This is a genomic window from Streptomyces sp. NBC_00076, from assembly GCF_045041235.1.
Lineage (GTDB): Bacteria > Actinomycetota > Actinomycetes > Streptomycetales > Streptomycetaceae > Streptomyces.
In genome coordinates, this window is record NZ_CP108242.1 from 10812728 (window position 1) to 10827434 (window position 14707).

Here is a 14707-nt window from a genome sequence, read left to right on the forward strand (position 1 = left end):
AGGCACTCCCCGGTGCGAAATACTCGCCGGATGAGATCACGCACTTCCCCGATCAGGCAGTCGATCACGATACGGAGGGCCGTCGCGCGGGATGCCAAACGGCTCACGCGGCTTGTGCGAGGCTCAGGCGCCTACGCGGGTAAGTACGCGGCCGCAGTGGCGGGCTACCGGGTCGGTCCTGATTACATCGAGGCCCACCGCGCCTTTGTGGCCGTCGGCGCTGACGAGCATGGAGGCCAGGTCCTCGGGTTCTACTCGCTCGTGCTCGATCCACCGGAGCTCGAGCTGCTGTTCGTTGCCGACGAAGCGCAAGGACGGGGCATTGGGCGGCAGCTCGTGGCGCACATGCAGACCGAGGCCCGTGCCGCCGGGATCGACCGTCTCAAGGTCGTATCGCATGTTCCCGCCGAGGACTTCTACCACCGCGTGGGTGCGGTCCGGACCGGGACCGCGTTGGCGAACCCGCCCGCCGTGCCGTGGGACCGTCCCGAATTCGAGTTTCGCATTCCTTCGGAATGACGTGGTGTGCCGGTTGACGAGGCACCGGCTTCGCCTGCGTGGTGGCCGGCATGCAGGAGTCGCTGGACGCCGCGCGCTGCGTGTGTGCCGTCGCCTCTGTCCCCCAGTCCCTACACATGGCTGTGTTCGTGCAGGCCAGAGCGGGGGAGGGGTTTTCTGTTCATGAGGCGAGGGCGAGGTTGTGGAGGTGGGCGACGGCTTGGACGGTGGTGGAGGCCGTCGCCGTGCCGCCTGCAGTGGCGGAGGATCTTGTAGTTCTTCATGCGGCCGATGACGTGTTCCACCCGGGCGCGGACCTTGCGGCGGGCGGCGTTGTGCTCCTCCTCGCCCGGGAGCAGATTCCGCCCGGGACGTTGGCGGTGCGGTACGGCCATGCCGCAGTTGAGAGATGATGCTCAACCCGCTCCAGTGCACGCAGGCCGCAACCGCCGCGGTGCAGCAGGCCGTCCACTCCCTGAACACCGCTCTGCACGGCGACTGGCGACGTCGCCATCATCCAGAAGGCGGCGCGGACGGGCCGCTGCCCGGTGTAGTCAACCGGGGACGGCGACGGTGCCGGCGTGCCCCTTAGTCGTCTGCCCCAGGCTCGGTTTTCAGGCAGTTCGGCCGGGATTTTTTGCGGCCGGGACGCGGCCTTCGCAGCCCGCCGCCGTTCAGCCCGCACGACCGGCGTGTTCACCGACGGAGCGGCCGAGCCGTACGGGTTGAAAGCCGGTTGTCTGGTGTGCCATTCACGCCGGCCGGTCATAGGGACGGCCCTCGCCGGAGCGGTTCAGAGACACCGGCTCAGACGGTAATGGCCGAGGACATCCCGAAGGATGCGCTGGACCTCGACCTGATCGGCCTCGGCCTGGTCCCCGCAGCGGGCCACCCGATCCGGGTCACTGCCGGCGCGCTGGACGGCGGCCATGCGCGCCGCGTGGATCGTGTCGAAGGCCTCGTCCACAACGTAGTACAGCCACAGGCGCTGGGAGTTGGCGGTGTGGAACTGCAGACCGACCAACCACTTGCCATGATTCACGAGGCAAGAGCCGGCGGGGACTCGCTCACCGACTGCAGGGTCACGTCGGCTGCAACCGGAGGTGCCGGGCTCCGGAACCGTCTCGGCAGTGGGTATGACGACCGCGGATGCGCCCTGTGCGAGGTACCTGTCCGTCTGGAGCAGCATGCTGTTCTCATCTCCGTTCCGACTCGGGCGATCACGTCGGAAGAGCGGCGTACCGTCCAGATGGGCGAGGCGATTTGCCCTACTGCATACTTGACTGGATAGAACGCTGCTTTGTGACATCGGAAGCCGTTCTTTCTGCGTCCTTTTAACTGATCGTTTCAGAATGAGATCTTGGTCTGACCTTTCGGCTGAGATGGTGCTCAGTGGCGCGACGGAACCGCTTGTCCTGCCTGCGCGTTGACTCGACAGGACTTTGGAGGGAGAACCTTGTCGAGGTTGAGCTTCCCGTCGGCGCGGGCGGTCGGACGCGGGGCGGCCTGGTACCGCGGGGACTGCCATGTCCACTCCGTCCACTCGGACGGGGAACTCACCCCTGAAGAGTTGGCCGCCCAGGCGCGCGCCGCCAGGCTCGACTTCATCGCGACGACGGAGCACAACTCAGCCGCGGCCCCCGGTGCATGGGGGCATTTGGCCGCCGATGACTTCTTGATCGTCCTCGGTGAGGAAGTGACCACGAAGACCGGGCACTGGCTCGCGCTCGGAATCAATCCCGGCGAGGCCGTCGACTGGAACCACCAGGTCAGGGATGGATTGGTTGACAAGTGCCTGGACCAGGTCCATCGAGCAGGGGGCCTGTGCGTGGCCGCGCACCCGCATGCGCCCTACCCGTCGGGCGACTTCATGTTCCCCTTCCGGGGCTTCGACGTGGTGGAGGTGTGGAACGGACTGTGGACTTCGGACCGGCCCTGGAACGCTGACAACGAGGCGGCTCTGGCGGAGTGGGGGCGGCGCCTCGCAGCGGACATCCACACGGGCTCGTGGCGGCCTGCGATGGGAAACAGCGACACCCACTTGGAAGGGCAGATCGGCATCCCTCACACCGTGGTCTTCGCCGAGGAGCTGAGTACCGAGGCGGTCCTGGCCGGAATCCGTGCCGGCCGCAGCTGGATCGCCGAGTCGGCGGATGTGGACGTGTCGTACACCGCCAATGCCGATGGTCGCGTTGTCGGGGTGGGCGAACGGCTCCCGACTTATGGTGAGCAGGTGGAATTGCAGGCAGCAGTACGAGGTGTGCCCGTGGGGACCGTCAGCTTCCACACCGATCGAGGGACGGTTCACCGGGCGTCTCTCCCTGCTGACGGGGCGGGCGTGGTGCAGTGGGACACGACGGCGGAGCACTCGGCGTTCGTTCGCATTGAGGTCCGCCATTCCAATGGGCACGTCGCCGCACTCACCAATCCGATCATCCTCAACTGACCGCTCGCTTCATCGTGAGGTCCGCAAGCGACGGAGGCAGATGAGGCTGCAGGCCAGTTCGAGCAGGCCCTGATGGAGGTCTGCGCGTCTCTCGTAGCGGATCCGGAGCCGTTTGAACTGGTGCGACCAAGCGAAGGCCCGTTCCACCACCCAACGCACCTTGCCGACCCCTGAACCGTGGGCCACGCCGCGTCGGGCGATCCTCGGCTTGATGCCGCGCTTCCACAGCAGGCGGCGGTACTTGTCGAAGTCGTAGCCCCGGTCGGCATACAGGTGTCGCGGCTTGCGGCGAGGCCGCCCTCGCAGCCCCCGGATCGGTGGGACCGCGTCGAGCAGCGGCAGCAACTGGGTGACATCGTGGCGGTTGCCGCCGGTGAGCGTGACGGCGAGCGGGGTTCCATGCCAGTCGACTATCAGGTGGTGCCTGGAACCGGGACGGGCGCGGGCGACCGGTGAGGGGCCGACGTGATCCCCCCTTTCAGGGCCCGGACATGCGAGCCGTCAACAGCACTGTGCGCAAGGTCCAGCAGGTCGGCGCGGCGCAGCTCGGCCGGCAAGGCTGCGTGCAGGCGCGGCCAGACGCCAGCCTCGGTCCAGTCCCGAAGCCGGCGCCAGGCCGTCACCCCGGAACAGCCGACCGTTTCGGCCGGGACGTCGCGCCAGGCGACACCGGTCCGCAGTACGAACATGACCCCGGCGAGTGCCGCCCGGTCGGGAACGCGCAGTCGGCCGGGGTAGCGGCGGCGCCGCTCAGGAGCGGGCGGCAGGAGCGGAGCCACGCGCTCCCACAGGTCATCCGGAACAAGATCAGCACGCACCAGGACACCCTGCCCACCAAGATCACCGAGTACAAGACTTGCGAGTCAAGTCTTTCTGAAACGATCAGTAAGTCCTTTTCTGGGCGCGAAAAGGTGCATTTTGCGGCGGCCCGCCGATCGATATCGGCCGGCGGTGCACCGACTCGAGCCGGGCATCGATTCGATGCCCGGCTCGTGATTGGCCCAGTGCAGGCAGTTCCGCGTCCACTCAGCGACCGGTGACCGGAATCCGCGCTGAAGCGCACCGCCAGAGCTTGCCCCGCCGCTTCAGGAGCCTGTGCGCGCCGAAGAAGCGCTGGGAGATCCGACTGTCCTTTTCCTTGGCGAAGGCTGTGCCGTAGCGTTCCAGGTCGTCGATGCCTCGGGCGGCACCATGGGTGACGATCTGGGCGGTGCGAAGGCCGGCCAGCAGGTAGCTCTCCTGGAGGGTGTCGGCCGCGTGCTGCTGCCGGCTGTCCTCGGGGCCCAGGGTGGCCAGGGCCGCGTTGATGCCGCCTGCGGCCGGAAGCCAGTGCCGTATGGGCGTCCTCTTTGGGCGTTTGCCGACGGCGAGGACGTCGATCCCGGCTTCAGCCAGTTCGATCGCCGTTCGCAGGCCGGTTCCTCCGGGGCCGATCAACAGCACCCAGGTGGCAAGACGTTGTTCGGTGACAGCCACGCTGTGCTCCGATTACCTGGGGTGTCACTCACCCTGACAAGACACCCCTGCGCGGGCGCCGGGAGACCGTACCGGGCCAGGTCATTCCGGCACAGCCCGGCTGTGGGACGCGCGGGACCTCGCCGCCACAGTGGGAACGCTGACGACCGTGGCCTCGCCGGTCAGGAGACGGTGCACAGGACAGCGCCCGGCAACTGCCAGCAGTTGCCTGGTGTGGGCAGGCTCCAGATCGCCGGTCAACCGGATGCTCTTGACGATCTGCCCTTGTGGATCGAACCGCACCGCCACATCGACTTGGTCGAGCTGCCAACCGTGCCTGTTTGCGTACGCCCGGACGGTCATGGAGGTACACGCCCCGAGCGCGGCCAGAAGCAGTTCTCCGGGGGTGGGCCCCGTATCCGTGCCGATAGGCCGGGGTTCGTCCGCGGTCAGCGTATGAGGGCCGACCGCAATGGAACGGGCGAGGCGCGGGCCCTCACTTACGGACACGATGCGTGCGTTCATCAGTCTTCCTCTCGGGCGAGGCGGACCGCCGTGCGGCTGGTGATCACCAAGCCGGGCGGAGTTGCGTCGGGACGCTGTGGCTCGTCCCTTCACTGCTAGGACCGAAAGGCTCACGCTCATGTGACACGTTTTCCACGACAAGAGTGGTCGTGTTGCCGGTGTGCGGCACTCGAAGGCTACTGAAACAGCCTGGAAGGGCGGACGCTGAGCAGACACCCGGCGGTCAGGAAGCCAGCGTGATGGTTGTCGGTGTTCCCTGCCAGACCATCCTCGCGTAAGGGCACAGCGAATCGGCCTTCCTCAGGAGCGGGGCGGCGATCTCAGCGTCGATGCCAGGCCACTTGACCACCAGGTCGACGCGCAACAAGTAGCCGCCGTCTCCCGGGCCGCGCCCGAAGGCCACGGTTGCCTCCACAAAGATCGCGGCGGCGTCGAGCGCGGCCTGTCGTGCCACCAGACTCAGCGCCCCGTGGAAGCAGGCGGCAAAGCCGGCGGCGAACAGTTGCTCGGGGTTCGTCCCCTGGCCGTCTCTCCCCCCCCCAGTTCGGCGGGCATGCGCAGGTTGAGATCCAGTACTCCGTCGGCCGAGCGTGCTCTTCCCGAGGCCCGCCCGTGACTCGCTGTCCCACCGCTCACGATCACCGTCGTGGTGTAGAGAGGGGCGAAGAACTCCCCGTCGAAGTCCTTGTCGGTGGACAGATCGGGCAGCCGGATCTGCTCGGTCACCGCATGGCTCCCTCAGCGCCGCCGTACACGGTCGGGCGTGAAGCCGGCATCGATGCGGGAAGTCCGCTGCTTGCCGGCGTCGGCATGTCACACCGACACGCCACGCGAGACGCCCGGCCATGGGCAGAACCCATCGAACCAACTAGGCAACATGCCATGTCTTGTCCACCTTCATGTCGCGGGCGACGCCCCGGTTCCGGTACAGCCAGTTGACGGGCAAGTCACTCCCGATGTGACACCGTGTGGGCTTGATCCGCTTTGACGGACATCCGAGATCAGGGGTTCAGCCTCGGAAGGACGTCCATCATGGCGAGCATGGGGAAGAAGAAGCCACGCCCTCGCCGCTCGTTCACGCCGGAGTTCAAGGCCGAGAGCGTCGAGCTGTGCCGGCGCGGTGACCGCTCGGTCGGCCAGATCGCCAAGGACTTCGATCTGACCGAGAGGGCGGTGCGGCTGTGGGGCAGCCAGGCCGAAGTCGACGCGGGCGAACGCGACGGACTGACCAGCAGCGAAGGCGAGGAACTGGCCGCACTGCGGCGGGAGAACCGTCGGCTGCGCGAGGACGTCGAGGTCCTCAAGCGTGCGACGGCTTTCTTCGCGAAGGAGACCCGGTGACGGTGCACCCGTTCATCGAGGCGGAAAGCATGGCGGTTACAGCGTCAAGCGTGCGTGTGAACTGCTGAAGGTCTCCCGAACCGCCTTCTACGCCCGCCGCACGGCCAAGCCGGGGCCGCGAGCGGTCCGGGACACTGAGCTGACCGAGAAGATCACGGAAGTCCATGAGCGGTCCCGTGGAACCTACGGGGTCCCGCGGGTCCATGCCGCCCTGCAACGACAGGGCGAGGACTGCGGACGGCGCCGCATCGCCAGACTGATGCGCGACGCCGGGCTTGAGGGCCGCCACCGCAGGAGACGGCGGCTGACGACGATCCCCGACCCGCGGGCCGCCGCCCGGCCCGACCTTGTCGTCCGCAACTTCGCTCCCGTCCCGGACGGCCTCGACACCCGCTGGTGCGGTGACATCACCTACGTTGCCACCGACGAGGGCTGGTTCTATCTGGCCCCCGTCATCGACATCGCCTCCCGCCGCGTGGTCGGCTGGTCCACTGCCGACCACCTGCGGACCGAACAGGTCGCCGACGCCCTCACGGCGGCCTGCCGCGAGCGTCGCCCCGCGCGTCCGGTGATCTTTCACTCGGACCGCGGCTGTCAGTACACCAGTCAGCGATTCGCCACGCTATCAGGGGAGTTCGGAGTCCGCCTGTCCGTCGGCCGCACCGGTCAGTGCTGGGACAACGCGCTCGCCGAGTCGTTCTTCGCCACCATCAAACGGGAGTTGCTCGACACGAGCTCCTGGCCTAGCCGGGCCGCTGCCCGCACCGCGATCTTCGACTTCTTAGAAGGCTGGTACAACTTGCACCGACTGCACAGCAGCCTCGGCTACCGCAGTCCCGCCGATACGAGACCACACTCGCAGCCTGACCACCACACCGACGGTGTCCGTCAAAGCGGAACAAGCTCACGACAGCGCTCACGCCATGGTTGTGACACCGAGCAAGGGAGCGTCACAGAAGCGACGGCATCTGTCACACAAGCATGGCTTACGCGGTCTTCACTTCGGGAGACAACCACGGAGGTGCCACACAGTGTCGAGCAGGGATTCGGCGACCGAAACCAGCGGACAGCAGCAGACGGAGGCATGGATGACCGCCGCGACGATGCTGCAGGACGCCGCGTCCCACACGTGCCCGAGGGTGCCTCGGCCATGACCCTCCTGACCGAGCGGTCGCCCGGTGCCCCCAGAACCCCTTCGCAGCGCCACTCGGGACCGGCCTTCGGCTACGTGATCGAGAGTGAGGTGCGCTTCGAACTCCAGGGCGGAACGCATCGTCACAGCGGGAAGACCACTGCGTGGCAGGGCACGACGAGCTTGAGCACCACTGACGTCGTGTGCTCCATGCTGGCCGGAGCCAGCCACCCACGGTGCGGGCACCGTGGTACTGGTGCTGCATCTCCTCGTGTGCGCCCTGAGGTCGCTCATGTGCGACATGCCGGGCTGCGACGGAGCACGGGCACCGCGACGAGTTCTTCCGCCAAGGAGCTCTACGGCCACGTCTGGCAGGGTGCGACGCGCCCTGGGAATGGTCGTGATGCTCCTCATCCCTCAATGACAGTGCCCTGCCGACCGGAGAAAGAGACGTGATGACCCCGATGATCCGCAGAGCCGTGATTCCCGCCGCCGGGCTTGGCTCCCGTCTGTTGCCCCTGACGAAGGCGATCCCCAAGGAAATGCTCCCGGTCGGCGACAAGCCGGTCATCGAGCACACCGTCCGCGAGCTGGTGGACTCCGGCATCACCGACATCACCATCGTCGTGTCCGGCGGCAAGAGCCTCATCCAGGACCACTTCCGCCCCAACCCCGCCCTCGTCGAACAACTCCGCGAGGACGGCAAGACAGCCTACGCGGACGCGGTGGAGGAGGTCGCGGAGCTGGCCCGTCAGGGCCACATCACGTACCTGGACCAGTACGGTCCGTACGGCAACGGCACACCCGTGCTGAACGCGGCCCGTGCCTTCAGCGACGAGCCGGTGCTCGTGCTGTGGCCCGACGACGTCTTCGTGGCCGAGGTCCCCCGCGCCCAGCAGCTGATCCGTGCGTATGAACAGACCGGCTGTCCGGTGCTGGCCCTCATGCCGATGGATCCCACCGACTCCCAGCGCTACGGGGTGCCCATCCTCAAGGAAGACCTCGGGGACGGCCAACTGCGCATCACCGGCCTGGTCGAGAAGCCCGAGCCCGCCGCCGCACCGTCGTCGTACGCGGCTATCGGCGGCTACGTCGTCACCCCCGGCATCATCGACGAACTGCGCGAGCAGACCCGCCGCTGGTACGAGCACAGGTCCGGCGAGATCTACTTGACTGACGCCATCAACGCCTACGCCTCCACCCGCGCGGTGTACGGGCAGGTCATCCAGGGCCGGTGGTACGACACCGGCAACCCGGCCGACTACATGGTCGCCCAGATGGCGTTCGCCCTCGCCCACCCGGAGTACGGCCCCGCTCTGCACGGCCTGGTTGCCGGACTCGACGTCGACCGTGCTGCCGCCCTCCAGGTGAAAACCAAAACCTGACCTGCCGGTTGCCGCCCCCCGTCGCCTACTCCCGGCGCAGCCGGTCCAGATGGACCTCAAGGGAGGGGGCGAGCCGCTCGACCAGTTCCTCGAAGTCGAGTGAGGCCAGTGGTTCCACCGCGACGACGTGGCGGAGGAGGGCGAGGCCGACGAGTTGCGCGGTCACCAGCGACGTGAACACCGGTGTCCGCTCGGTCTCCTCGGGGGCGACACGCCCCAGCCACGACGCCAAGGCCGCCTCGATCCGGTCGAGGAATGCTTTGGCAGGCGCCTCCTGAGACAGGCCGGCCCGGAAGACGGCGATCAGGGCGGGGCGGGTCGACTCGTCCTCCCAGAAGGAGAGGAACGTCCGGGCGATGCGCGCCCCGCGATCCCTCAGCCCGGCTTCCGGCTTTTCGTCCGTGGGGGATTCGAAGAGGTTGGACATGTCGATCCGGGAGGAAACGGCTTCCTGGAAGAGGCCGTCCTTACTGTTGAAGTAGTGGTGGACCAGTGCCGGGTCCACCTGCGCCTGCCGAGCGATTCCGCGCATCGTCGTGCCCGAATAGCCCTTGGTGGCGAAGAGTTCGAGTGCGGCCGCGAGGATCTCAGCCCTGGTACTGCTCTTTCCCGGACGTCGGCCGCCGCCCCGGGAGAGCCGCATCCTCTGGGAGGCGGCTCTCCCGGGGCGGGCGGAGTTGTCGTTCGGGCAGGGGTCCCCGGCTCCATCGTCAAGCGTGGAGGGCTCTGCGCTGCGCACCCCGTCCGGGCCCCTCATGGCAGTGGGTTGCCTGGCGTGGCGGTCGCACTGAGATGGGCGCGGATGGCCGCGATCACAGTGTCGGCGGTGCGGTCAAGATGGCTGCGTCCGTCGGGCAGCTGAGCCGTCGGGCTGATGTAGCTGCGCGGCCCGACGTGCGTGGCCGGGTCGAGCCGATGCACGGTGATCTTCCCGGCGCGGTCGGCCCGGTTCCATCCACTATGACGGAACAGCCGCCAGCGCTGCGGGAAGATCCAGGTGCCGACCCGTTCGATCCGGTCGCTCGCGCTGGTGAGCCGATGCAAGTGCTCGGCATGGGTGAGGTCGTTGGCGCCGTTGTGGAAGCCACCGAGCGTAATAAGCAGGAGCGGGCAGCGTAGCTGGGTGTGCAGTTCGTCGACCGCGCCGGTGGCGACCTGGGCGCCGCCGCTGTAGCTGAGCAGCACCACGGGTATACCGCTGTCGGGCCGGTAGCCGGCGAGCCGGAGCTGAGTGGCGATCTGGGAGCCGACGGCCCGGTTGTACAGGGGGCGGTAGCGGTGGTCGGCGGCGACGAAGGTCTGCACGACGTTGTGCAGGAAGAGCAGCAGCCCGATGCGGCGGCGCAGCCACGCCCACACCGGCCGGTCGGCAAGTGGGTCGGCCAGTGGTGAGTAGGGCTGCACCTGTCCCAGCACCCGTAGCTCCGGCGCTCCGGCGATCAGGGCCTTGACCAGTTGGCCGCCGTCGCGGCTGTCCCGGACGCGGCGTTTGCCGATGCCGTCGAGGTAGACCAGGTAGGCAGCGGGGGGACTGTCAGGGGCCGCACCCCGGGCGTAGGGAACGCCCTCCGGGAGCTCGGTGACAGGGGCCCGCCAGCCGGCGCCGTAGGCAAGAACCTCGTAGCGGGCCAGTAGAGCTTCGGCCAGCAGAGCAGGCCCGAGCACGCCGCCCCAGAGCAAGAAGTCGTTCATGCGATCGACTCCCGCGCTGCGGTCGCGCTGATCCTGACGACAAGACGCCGAACGGCCTCTACGGCGAGACCGAGACCGGTCCCAGCGACGGCGCAGCAACCAGCGGCGCTCCACCAGTCCAGCCCGCTCGCCGCGGCGAGCGGGCCGACCAGACCGGCCCCGACTCCCACAAAGAGCAAGAAGTGGAGCAAGGGCCCGAGCAACGGGAACGCGAGGACGGCGGCGAGCACCAGCGGGGCGACCAAGCTCGGTGTCCACACCAAGCCGGTGCCTGGCGGCGGAGAAGACAGCACCAGCTCGGCCAACGTCCACGCGGTCAGCGGCCAGAGCGCGAACACAACACCTTCGATGAGGCCGGCAGGCAGCAGCAACCCCGCCACGAAAGTCCGCGACATACCAGGCCTGCGCGCCACCAGAGGCAGAATGCGCCCGGCGGTCTCCGACACCCCGGCGAACAGCAGCAGGACCACGACGGCGGGCGACATCACTCGGCCTCGCTGTGACGGAGCGACGGAGCGGACGGACCGACCCGGCCGGCCGTCTGCAGGTACCGCTCGAGTTCGTCGGCGGCGCGCCTGTATCCACCCGCCTCGCGCTGGGCGGCCCGTAGGGTGCTCGCGGCTGCTTGGAACCGGGGCTCGTGAAGGAGGCGCCGGGCGAGGACACGCACCGAGCCCCTTTCGACGTCCTGGGTACGCATCGAAAGACCGGCGCCGAGCTCGACGACGCGCCTGGCCACCACCGGCTGGTCGGCACCCTGCGGGACCACCAGCAGTGGAACCCCGGCGTACATGGCCTCGTTGACGCTGTTCATCCCGCCATGAGTGACGAACAGCGCCGCGCGGGCCAGCACCTCCGGCTGCGGCACGAAGCGGCGGGCGAGCACGTTGGAGGGCAGTGGCCCGAGTGCGTCGGGATCGGTCTGCCCAGTGGAGACGATCACGGTTCCGCCCAGCGGGGCGAGCGCGGTGGCAAAGCTGCGTAGCAGCTGTGGGTCGGCGTTGAACACCGTGCCCAGCGAGGCGTACAGGACCGGGTCCTGCAGCCGATCGGCCGGGAACGACGGGTCGACCGGTCGAGCGCCGATGCTGGGACCGACGAACCGATACGACTCGTCGAAGTCCTCGACGGCGGGCTGGAACGCCCGTGAGGTATACACCAGGTTGAGCGGTCGGCGGATGTTCGCCACGTCGAGCAATGGCAACCCCCGTGCGTCGAAGCGACGGTGCAGCGCCCAGCGGGACCGCAGGTAGCCCTGGACACTGCGGGGCTGAGCCGTCGCGGCGGTCAGGAGGTCCCAGGAGCCACGGGTGGGGCTGGGGACACGCCGGTTGAGGGCGAACGTGGTGAACGACGAGGCTGCCGGCACCCCGAGCTCGCGGGCGGCGACCGCGCCCCACAGACAGGCACTGTCGTGGACGATCAGGTCGGGTCGGGCGCGACGCAGGTCGGTGAGCACAGTGGGGAGCATGCGCACGGCGGTGCTCGCGAGCGCATCCATCCACGCGACCGGCGTCGGCGGATCGGGGAGCGGCTGATCGCCCCCGGGATAGAGGTGCACGGTCGCGCCGGTGGCCTCGATCTCCTCACGGAATGCGGGCGAGGTGTGGTAGGTGACGGCGTGGCCGCGCCGAACAAGCTCGGCCACGACCGGCAGCGTCGGGTTGACGTGCCCGTGCATGCCGATGTTGAGGAACGCGATGGTACTCACAGGTCGACTCCCACTGTGGAACAAGTTGACGCCTCGCCCGGGCCGGTGGACGCTGCCAAAGGATCATCGACTCGATACAGTCCCGGCCCGTTGATGTTCAGCCCGTCCAGAAAGCGCCCCGCCGCGCGGCAGGCGGTGCTGATCAGCCGCTGGGAATGGCCGAAGTCCCATGGGGCGGGCCACGTCTCGATGCCGGTCGGCAGCACGACGGTCGGGATGTGCTGGGACACCTCGTGCAGATCACGCTCGATCTGGTGGTGCAACAGCAGTATCCCGGCCCGGGCGGCGACCGCACCGGCCCGTCGGCGCGGATTGGCGGGGCGCAACGGCGAGCTCTCCGGCCCAGCCGCGACCACCACCACGCTGGCCGCCCCGGCCTGCTGGGCGGCCAGTACCGGGACATAGGCGATCACCCCGCCGTCGACGAGTGTCCGGCCCTCACGATCCACGGGAGGCAGCATTCCGGGAATGGCCGTGCTGGCCAGCAGCGCGGACTCGAGGTCTCCGTGGTCGAGCAGCACCGGAGCCCCGGTGGCCAGGTCCATGGCCACAGCGGTGAACGGGACCGCCAACTGCTCGATCCGCGACGGCAGCCCGGCCCGCGCGATCAGCCGACGCAGGCCGCGATCGGTGAATATGCCGGCCCGCGAGGACAAGTAGCCGAGCGGATACACCTCACGGCGACGCAACTGGGTCCACACGTGGTCCAACCACGGCGCGGCCCTGTCGGGGTGGGCGGCTGCGATGGCCCCGTTGAGGGCCCCCACCGAAGTTCCGATGATCAGGTCCGGGACGAATCCGCGCTGCTCCAGCGCGTATCCGACACCGACATGCGCCGCTCCGAGCACACCACCGGCGCCCATCACCACAGCCACGGGCCGGGGGAGAGCGCTCAATCCGGCCGACGGCGGGTCCACGGGCGGCCTGCTCGACGCCGCCTCGCTGAGGCCGAAGTGCGCCGACGAGGCTGGTCTTTGGCGACGAGAAACCCTCATGATCCACCTTTCTCACCAGGCACAGAATCGGATTCGTCTCTCCACTTGACCGGGCAGCCATACGATGTGTGACACCGTCGGCCCACGCGGCAGGTGGAGCTGTCGTTGAGGGCATACGGGCAAACAGTGTGAATTTGCGAAAACACGGTGTGATCAAGGCGGGCGGAACGCACAGCAATCCGACGGACTCATCCTGGTCGCCCTCACGGCCTCGCGGCGTGCAGGATCGCGGCAGACGCGGCGATCCGGTCGAGCAGGAACAGTGCCGCGACGCACAGAGCGATCCAGACCGACATCACCACGACGCCGTTGACCAGTCCGTCGTGCTGGAAGTAGGCAAGCCCGTCCAGGGCGCGGACGCCGACGCCTGGAGGCATGACCGAGGTGAGGGGCTTCAGCCAACTGGGCAGAAATTGGGGCGGCAGCACGCCACCGCTGCTGGCGTTCCCCATCACCAGCATGAAAATCGACGCCAGCAGAACTCCGATCGGGCCGAAGATCCGGATCAAGAGGATGGTGGCTGCCGCCACAGCCCCCGCCATCAGCGCCACAAGCCCCGCGATGCCCAAAAAGGGACCGGGTATGGCTCCGAAGGCCGTACTCGCGATGAGTGCGGTCGCCAGCCCGCCGACGATCGCGAACAGCACCAGACTGCTCACGCGCTGCCCGAACGAGAGGCGCGGTGCCACTTGGTAGGTCACCTGGCCGAAGAGGAACCCAGCGAGCACCAACCCGAATGAGGCATAGAAGACCGACAGGCCCCGGCTGTCCCCGCTCGAGAGCGGAAGGATGTCGACCACGGGCCATTTCTCGTCTGCCGGCTGACAACCCGGGGCGCACAGACTGGCGAGCGGAGCCACCAGCGCTGACACCGCGGGGCCGTTGGCACCCGCATACACGATCCTGGGAACGCTGTCGTCGGCCAACAGCGCGGCATAGGCCTGGCGGTGCTCAACCGCCAGGCGGGCCGAGGCGTTGTCCGGGTACCGGTCGACCTGAAAGCCGTCTGGCGAGACACGCTGCAGCCGGACGTCGAAAAGCGCCGCGGTCTTGTCGGATGCGGCGACGGCGACGGGCAGTCGGTGCGCCTGGGGCGTATGGAAGGCGGCGAGGAAAACGCTGACGAAGACGAGACCAATGGTCAGCACCGTGATCACGGGCTTGAGCACCGCCTGCGGACCGGTGAGCCCCGGCCGTTCGGGTGGGGCGTCGGTCTGCGCTCCTGGATGGTGGCGGTGCCGGCCTGGTCCAGGATCGGGGTCGGTGAGATGACTTTGACTTGTGGTGTCAGTGCTGTGCATGGCTCCTCGGCCTTCATCATGTAAGCGGTGAGGACGTCGCCCCTGACGCAAGGGCGAACACGCACATCGGGGTGTCGGTGATGACCGTGTGGTTGTCGCCCTTGCGGGACAGGGCCATCCGGCCCGACTCGTCCAGGGAGAAGATCCCAGGGCCCGCGATGTTGCGAATGCGCGCAGCGGGGCGCTCTCGGCGACCTCCGCCACCGCCTCGTCCAGTACCCGGCCG

General features: G+C 68.2%; 16 protein-coding genes and 2 pseudogenes. 5 read left to right on the forward strand and 13 right to left on the reverse strand.

The window, feature by feature from the left end; all coding sequences use genetic code 11:
* Positions 1-30 precede the first annotated feature (30 nt).
* Positions 31-519 (forward strand): GNAT family N-acetyltransferase, encoded by a 489-nt coding sequence (locus tag OHA64_RS48480; RefSeq protein WP_405623762.1) that lies wholly within the window; start codon positions 31-33, stop codon positions 517-519.
* A gap of 160 nt (positions 520-679) precedes the next feature.
* Here OHA64_RS48480 and OHA64_RS48485 read toward each other — a convergent pair.
* A pseudogene (locus tag OHA64_RS48485) lies at positions 680-905 on the reverse strand (transposase family protein); the annotation flags it as partial.
* A gap of 386 nt (positions 906-1291) precedes the next feature.
* The gene (locus OHA64_RS48490) at positions 1292-1540 is read right to left on the reverse strand and encodes a hypothetical protein (protein ID WP_405623763.1); all 249 of its coding nucleotides are present in this window, start codon (positions 1538-1540) and stop codon (positions 1292-1294) included.
* 423 nt (positions 1541-1963) lie between these two features.
* On the opposite strand from OHA64_RS48490, the gene OHA64_RS48495 reads away from it, so the two are divergent.
* Positions 1964-2944, forward strand: a complete 981-nt coding sequence (locus tag OHA64_RS48495; RefSeq protein ID WP_405623764.1) for a CehA/McbA family metallohydrolase — start codon at positions 1964-1966, stop codon at positions 2942-2944.
* Between the two features lie 9 nt (positions 2945-2953).
* Here OHA64_RS48495 and OHA64_RS48500 read toward each other — a convergent pair.
* The 5 genes and pseudogenes from OHA64_RS48500 to OHA64_RS48520 form a co-directional block, all read right to left on the reverse strand.
* Positions 2954-3762, reverse strand: a protein-coding gene (locus OHA64_RS48500; RefSeq protein ID WP_405623765.1) for an IS5 family transposase whose coding sequence is annotated in 2 segments (ribosomal slippage) — positions 2954-3423 and positions 3423-3762 — 810 coding nt in all. Because the reading frame shifts where the segments join, the coding sequence is not laid out codon by codon here.
* Between the two features lie 277 nt (positions 3763-4039).
* A pseudogene (locus OHA64_RS48505) lies at positions 4040-4420 on the reverse strand (FAD-binding protein); the annotation flags it as partial.
* A gap of 81 nt (positions 4421-4501) precedes the next feature.
* The gene (locus OHA64_RS48510) at positions 4502-4924 is read right to left on the reverse strand and encodes an OsmC family protein (protein ID WP_405623766.1); all 423 of its coding nucleotides are present in this window, start codon (positions 4922-4924) and stop codon (positions 4502-4504) included.
* Positions 4925-5147: 223 nt separating this feature from the next.
* Positions 5148-5426, reverse strand: a complete 279-nt coding sequence (locus tag OHA64_RS48515) for an OsmC family protein (RefSeq protein WP_405624430.1) — start codon at positions 5424-5426, stop codon at positions 5148-5150.
* Positions 5384-5650 (reverse strand): hypothetical protein, encoded by a 267-nt coding sequence (locus OHA64_RS48520; RefSeq protein WP_405624462.1) that lies wholly within the window; start codon positions 5648-5650, stop codon positions 5384-5386. Before OHA64_RS48520 ends, OHA64_RS48515 begins: the two co-directional genes overlap by 43 nt.
* A gap of 306 nt (positions 5651-5956) precedes the next feature.
* On the opposite strand from OHA64_RS48520, the gene OHA64_RS48525 reads away from it, so the two are divergent.
* The 3 genes from OHA64_RS48525 to OHA64_RS48535 are packed head-to-tail and all read left to right on the forward strand — an operon-like array spanning position 5957 to position 8782.
* Complete coding sequence (locus OHA64_RS48525) at positions 5957-6265, forward strand: transposase (protein ID WP_405623767.1); 309 nt, start codon at positions 5957-5959, stop codon at positions 6263-6265.
* Positions 6231-7853 (forward strand): IS3 family transposase, encoded by a 1623-nt coding sequence (locus tag OHA64_RS48530; protein ID WP_405623768.1) that lies wholly within the window; start codon positions 6231-6233, stop codon positions 7851-7853. The genes OHA64_RS48525 and OHA64_RS48530 overlap by 35 nt, the downstream gene beginning before the upstream one ends.
* Entirely contained in the window at positions 7853-8782 is a 930-nt protein-coding gene (locus tag OHA64_RS48535) for a UTP--glucose-1-phosphate uridylyltransferase (RefSeq protein WP_405623770.1), read from the forward strand. Before OHA64_RS48530 ends, OHA64_RS48535 begins: the two co-directional genes overlap by 1 nt.
* A 25-nt stretch (positions 8783-8807) precedes the next feature.
* On the opposite strand, the gene OHA64_RS48540 is transcribed toward OHA64_RS48535, so the two are convergent.
* The 6 genes from OHA64_RS48540 to OHA64_RS48565 all read right to left on the reverse strand — a co-directional run bounded on the left by OHA64_RS48540 (position 8808) and on the right by OHA64_RS48565 (position 14481).
* Positions 8808-9425, reverse strand: coding sequence for a TetR family transcriptional regulator (locus OHA64_RS48540; protein ID WP_405623771.1), 618 nt, complete (start codon positions 9423-9425; stop codon positions 8808-8810).
* A 110-nt stretch (positions 9426-9535) separates the two neighbouring features.
* On the reverse strand, positions 9536-10474 hold the full coding sequence (locus OHA64_RS48545; RefSeq protein WP_405623773.1) for a hypothetical protein: 939 nt from the start codon (positions 10472-10474) through the stop codon (positions 9536-9538).
* Positions 10471-10959 carry a hypothetical protein gene (locus OHA64_RS48550; RefSeq protein WP_405623774.1) on the reverse strand — a complete coding sequence of 163 codons (489 nt, stop codon included), beginning with the start codon at positions 10957-10959 and terminating at the stop codon, positions 10471-10473. The genes OHA64_RS48545 and OHA64_RS48550 overlap by 4 nt, the downstream gene beginning before the upstream one ends.
* Positions 10959-12185 (reverse strand): macrolide family glycosyltransferase, encoded by a 1227-nt coding sequence (locus OHA64_RS48555; protein ID WP_405623775.1) that lies wholly within the window; start codon positions 12183-12185, stop codon positions 10959-10961. The genes OHA64_RS48550 and OHA64_RS48555 overlap by 1 nt, the downstream gene beginning before the upstream one ends.
* Complete coding sequence (locus OHA64_RS48560) at positions 12182-13180, reverse strand: patatin-like phospholipase family protein (RefSeq protein ID WP_405623776.1); 999 nt, start codon at positions 13178-13180, stop codon at positions 12182-12184. Before OHA64_RS48560 ends, OHA64_RS48555 begins: the two co-directional genes overlap by 4 nt.
* Before the next feature lie 203 nt (positions 13181-13383).
* Positions 13384-14481, reverse strand: coding sequence for an ABC transporter permease (locus OHA64_RS48565; protein WP_405623777.1), 1098 nt, complete (start codon positions 14479-14481; stop codon positions 13384-13386).
* Positions 14482-14707 lie beyond the last annotated feature (226 nt).

What these genes read in the sequence shown, in the direction of transcription:
- OHA64_RS48540 (WP_405623771.1), bottom strand. Translation starts at nt 9,425, where the DNA reads ATGCGGCTCTCCCGGGGCGGCGGCCGACGTCCGGGAAAGAGCAGTACC.
- OHA64_RS48545 (WP_405623773.1), bottom strand. Translation starts at nt 10,474, where the DNA reads ATGAACGACTTCTTGCTCTGGGGCGGCGTGCTCGGGCCTGCTCTGCTG.
- OHA64_RS48565 (WP_405623777.1), bottom strand. Translation starts at nt 14,481, where the DNA reads ATGCACAGCACTGACACCACAAGTCAAAGTCATCTCACCGACCCCGAT.
- OHA64_RS48535 (WP_405623770.1), top strand. Translation starts at nt 7,853, where the DNA reads ATGACCCCGATGATCCGCAGAGCCGTGATTCCCGCCGCCGGGCTTGGC.
- OHA64_RS48510 (WP_405623766.1), bottom strand. Translation starts at nt 4,924, where the DNA reads ATGAACGCACGCATCGTGTCCGTAAGTGAGGGCCCGCGCCTCGCCCGT.
- OHA64_RS48525 (WP_405623767.1), top strand. Translation starts at nt 5,957, where the DNA reads ATGGCGAGCATGGGGAAGAAGAAGCCACGCCCTCGCCGCTCGTTCACG.
- OHA64_RS48560 (WP_405623776.1), bottom strand. Translation starts at nt 13,180, where the DNA reads ATGAGGGTTTCTCGTCGCCAAAGACCAGCCTCGTCGGCGCACTTCGGC.
- OHA64_RS48550 (WP_405623774.1), bottom strand. Translation starts at nt 10,959, where the DNA reads ATGTCGCCCGCCGTCGTGGTCCTGCTGCTGTTCGCCGGGGTGTCGGAG.
- OHA64_RS48480 (WP_405623762.1), top strand. Translation starts at nt 31, where the DNA reads ATGAGATCACGCACTTCCCCGATCAGGCAGTCGATCACGATACGGAGG.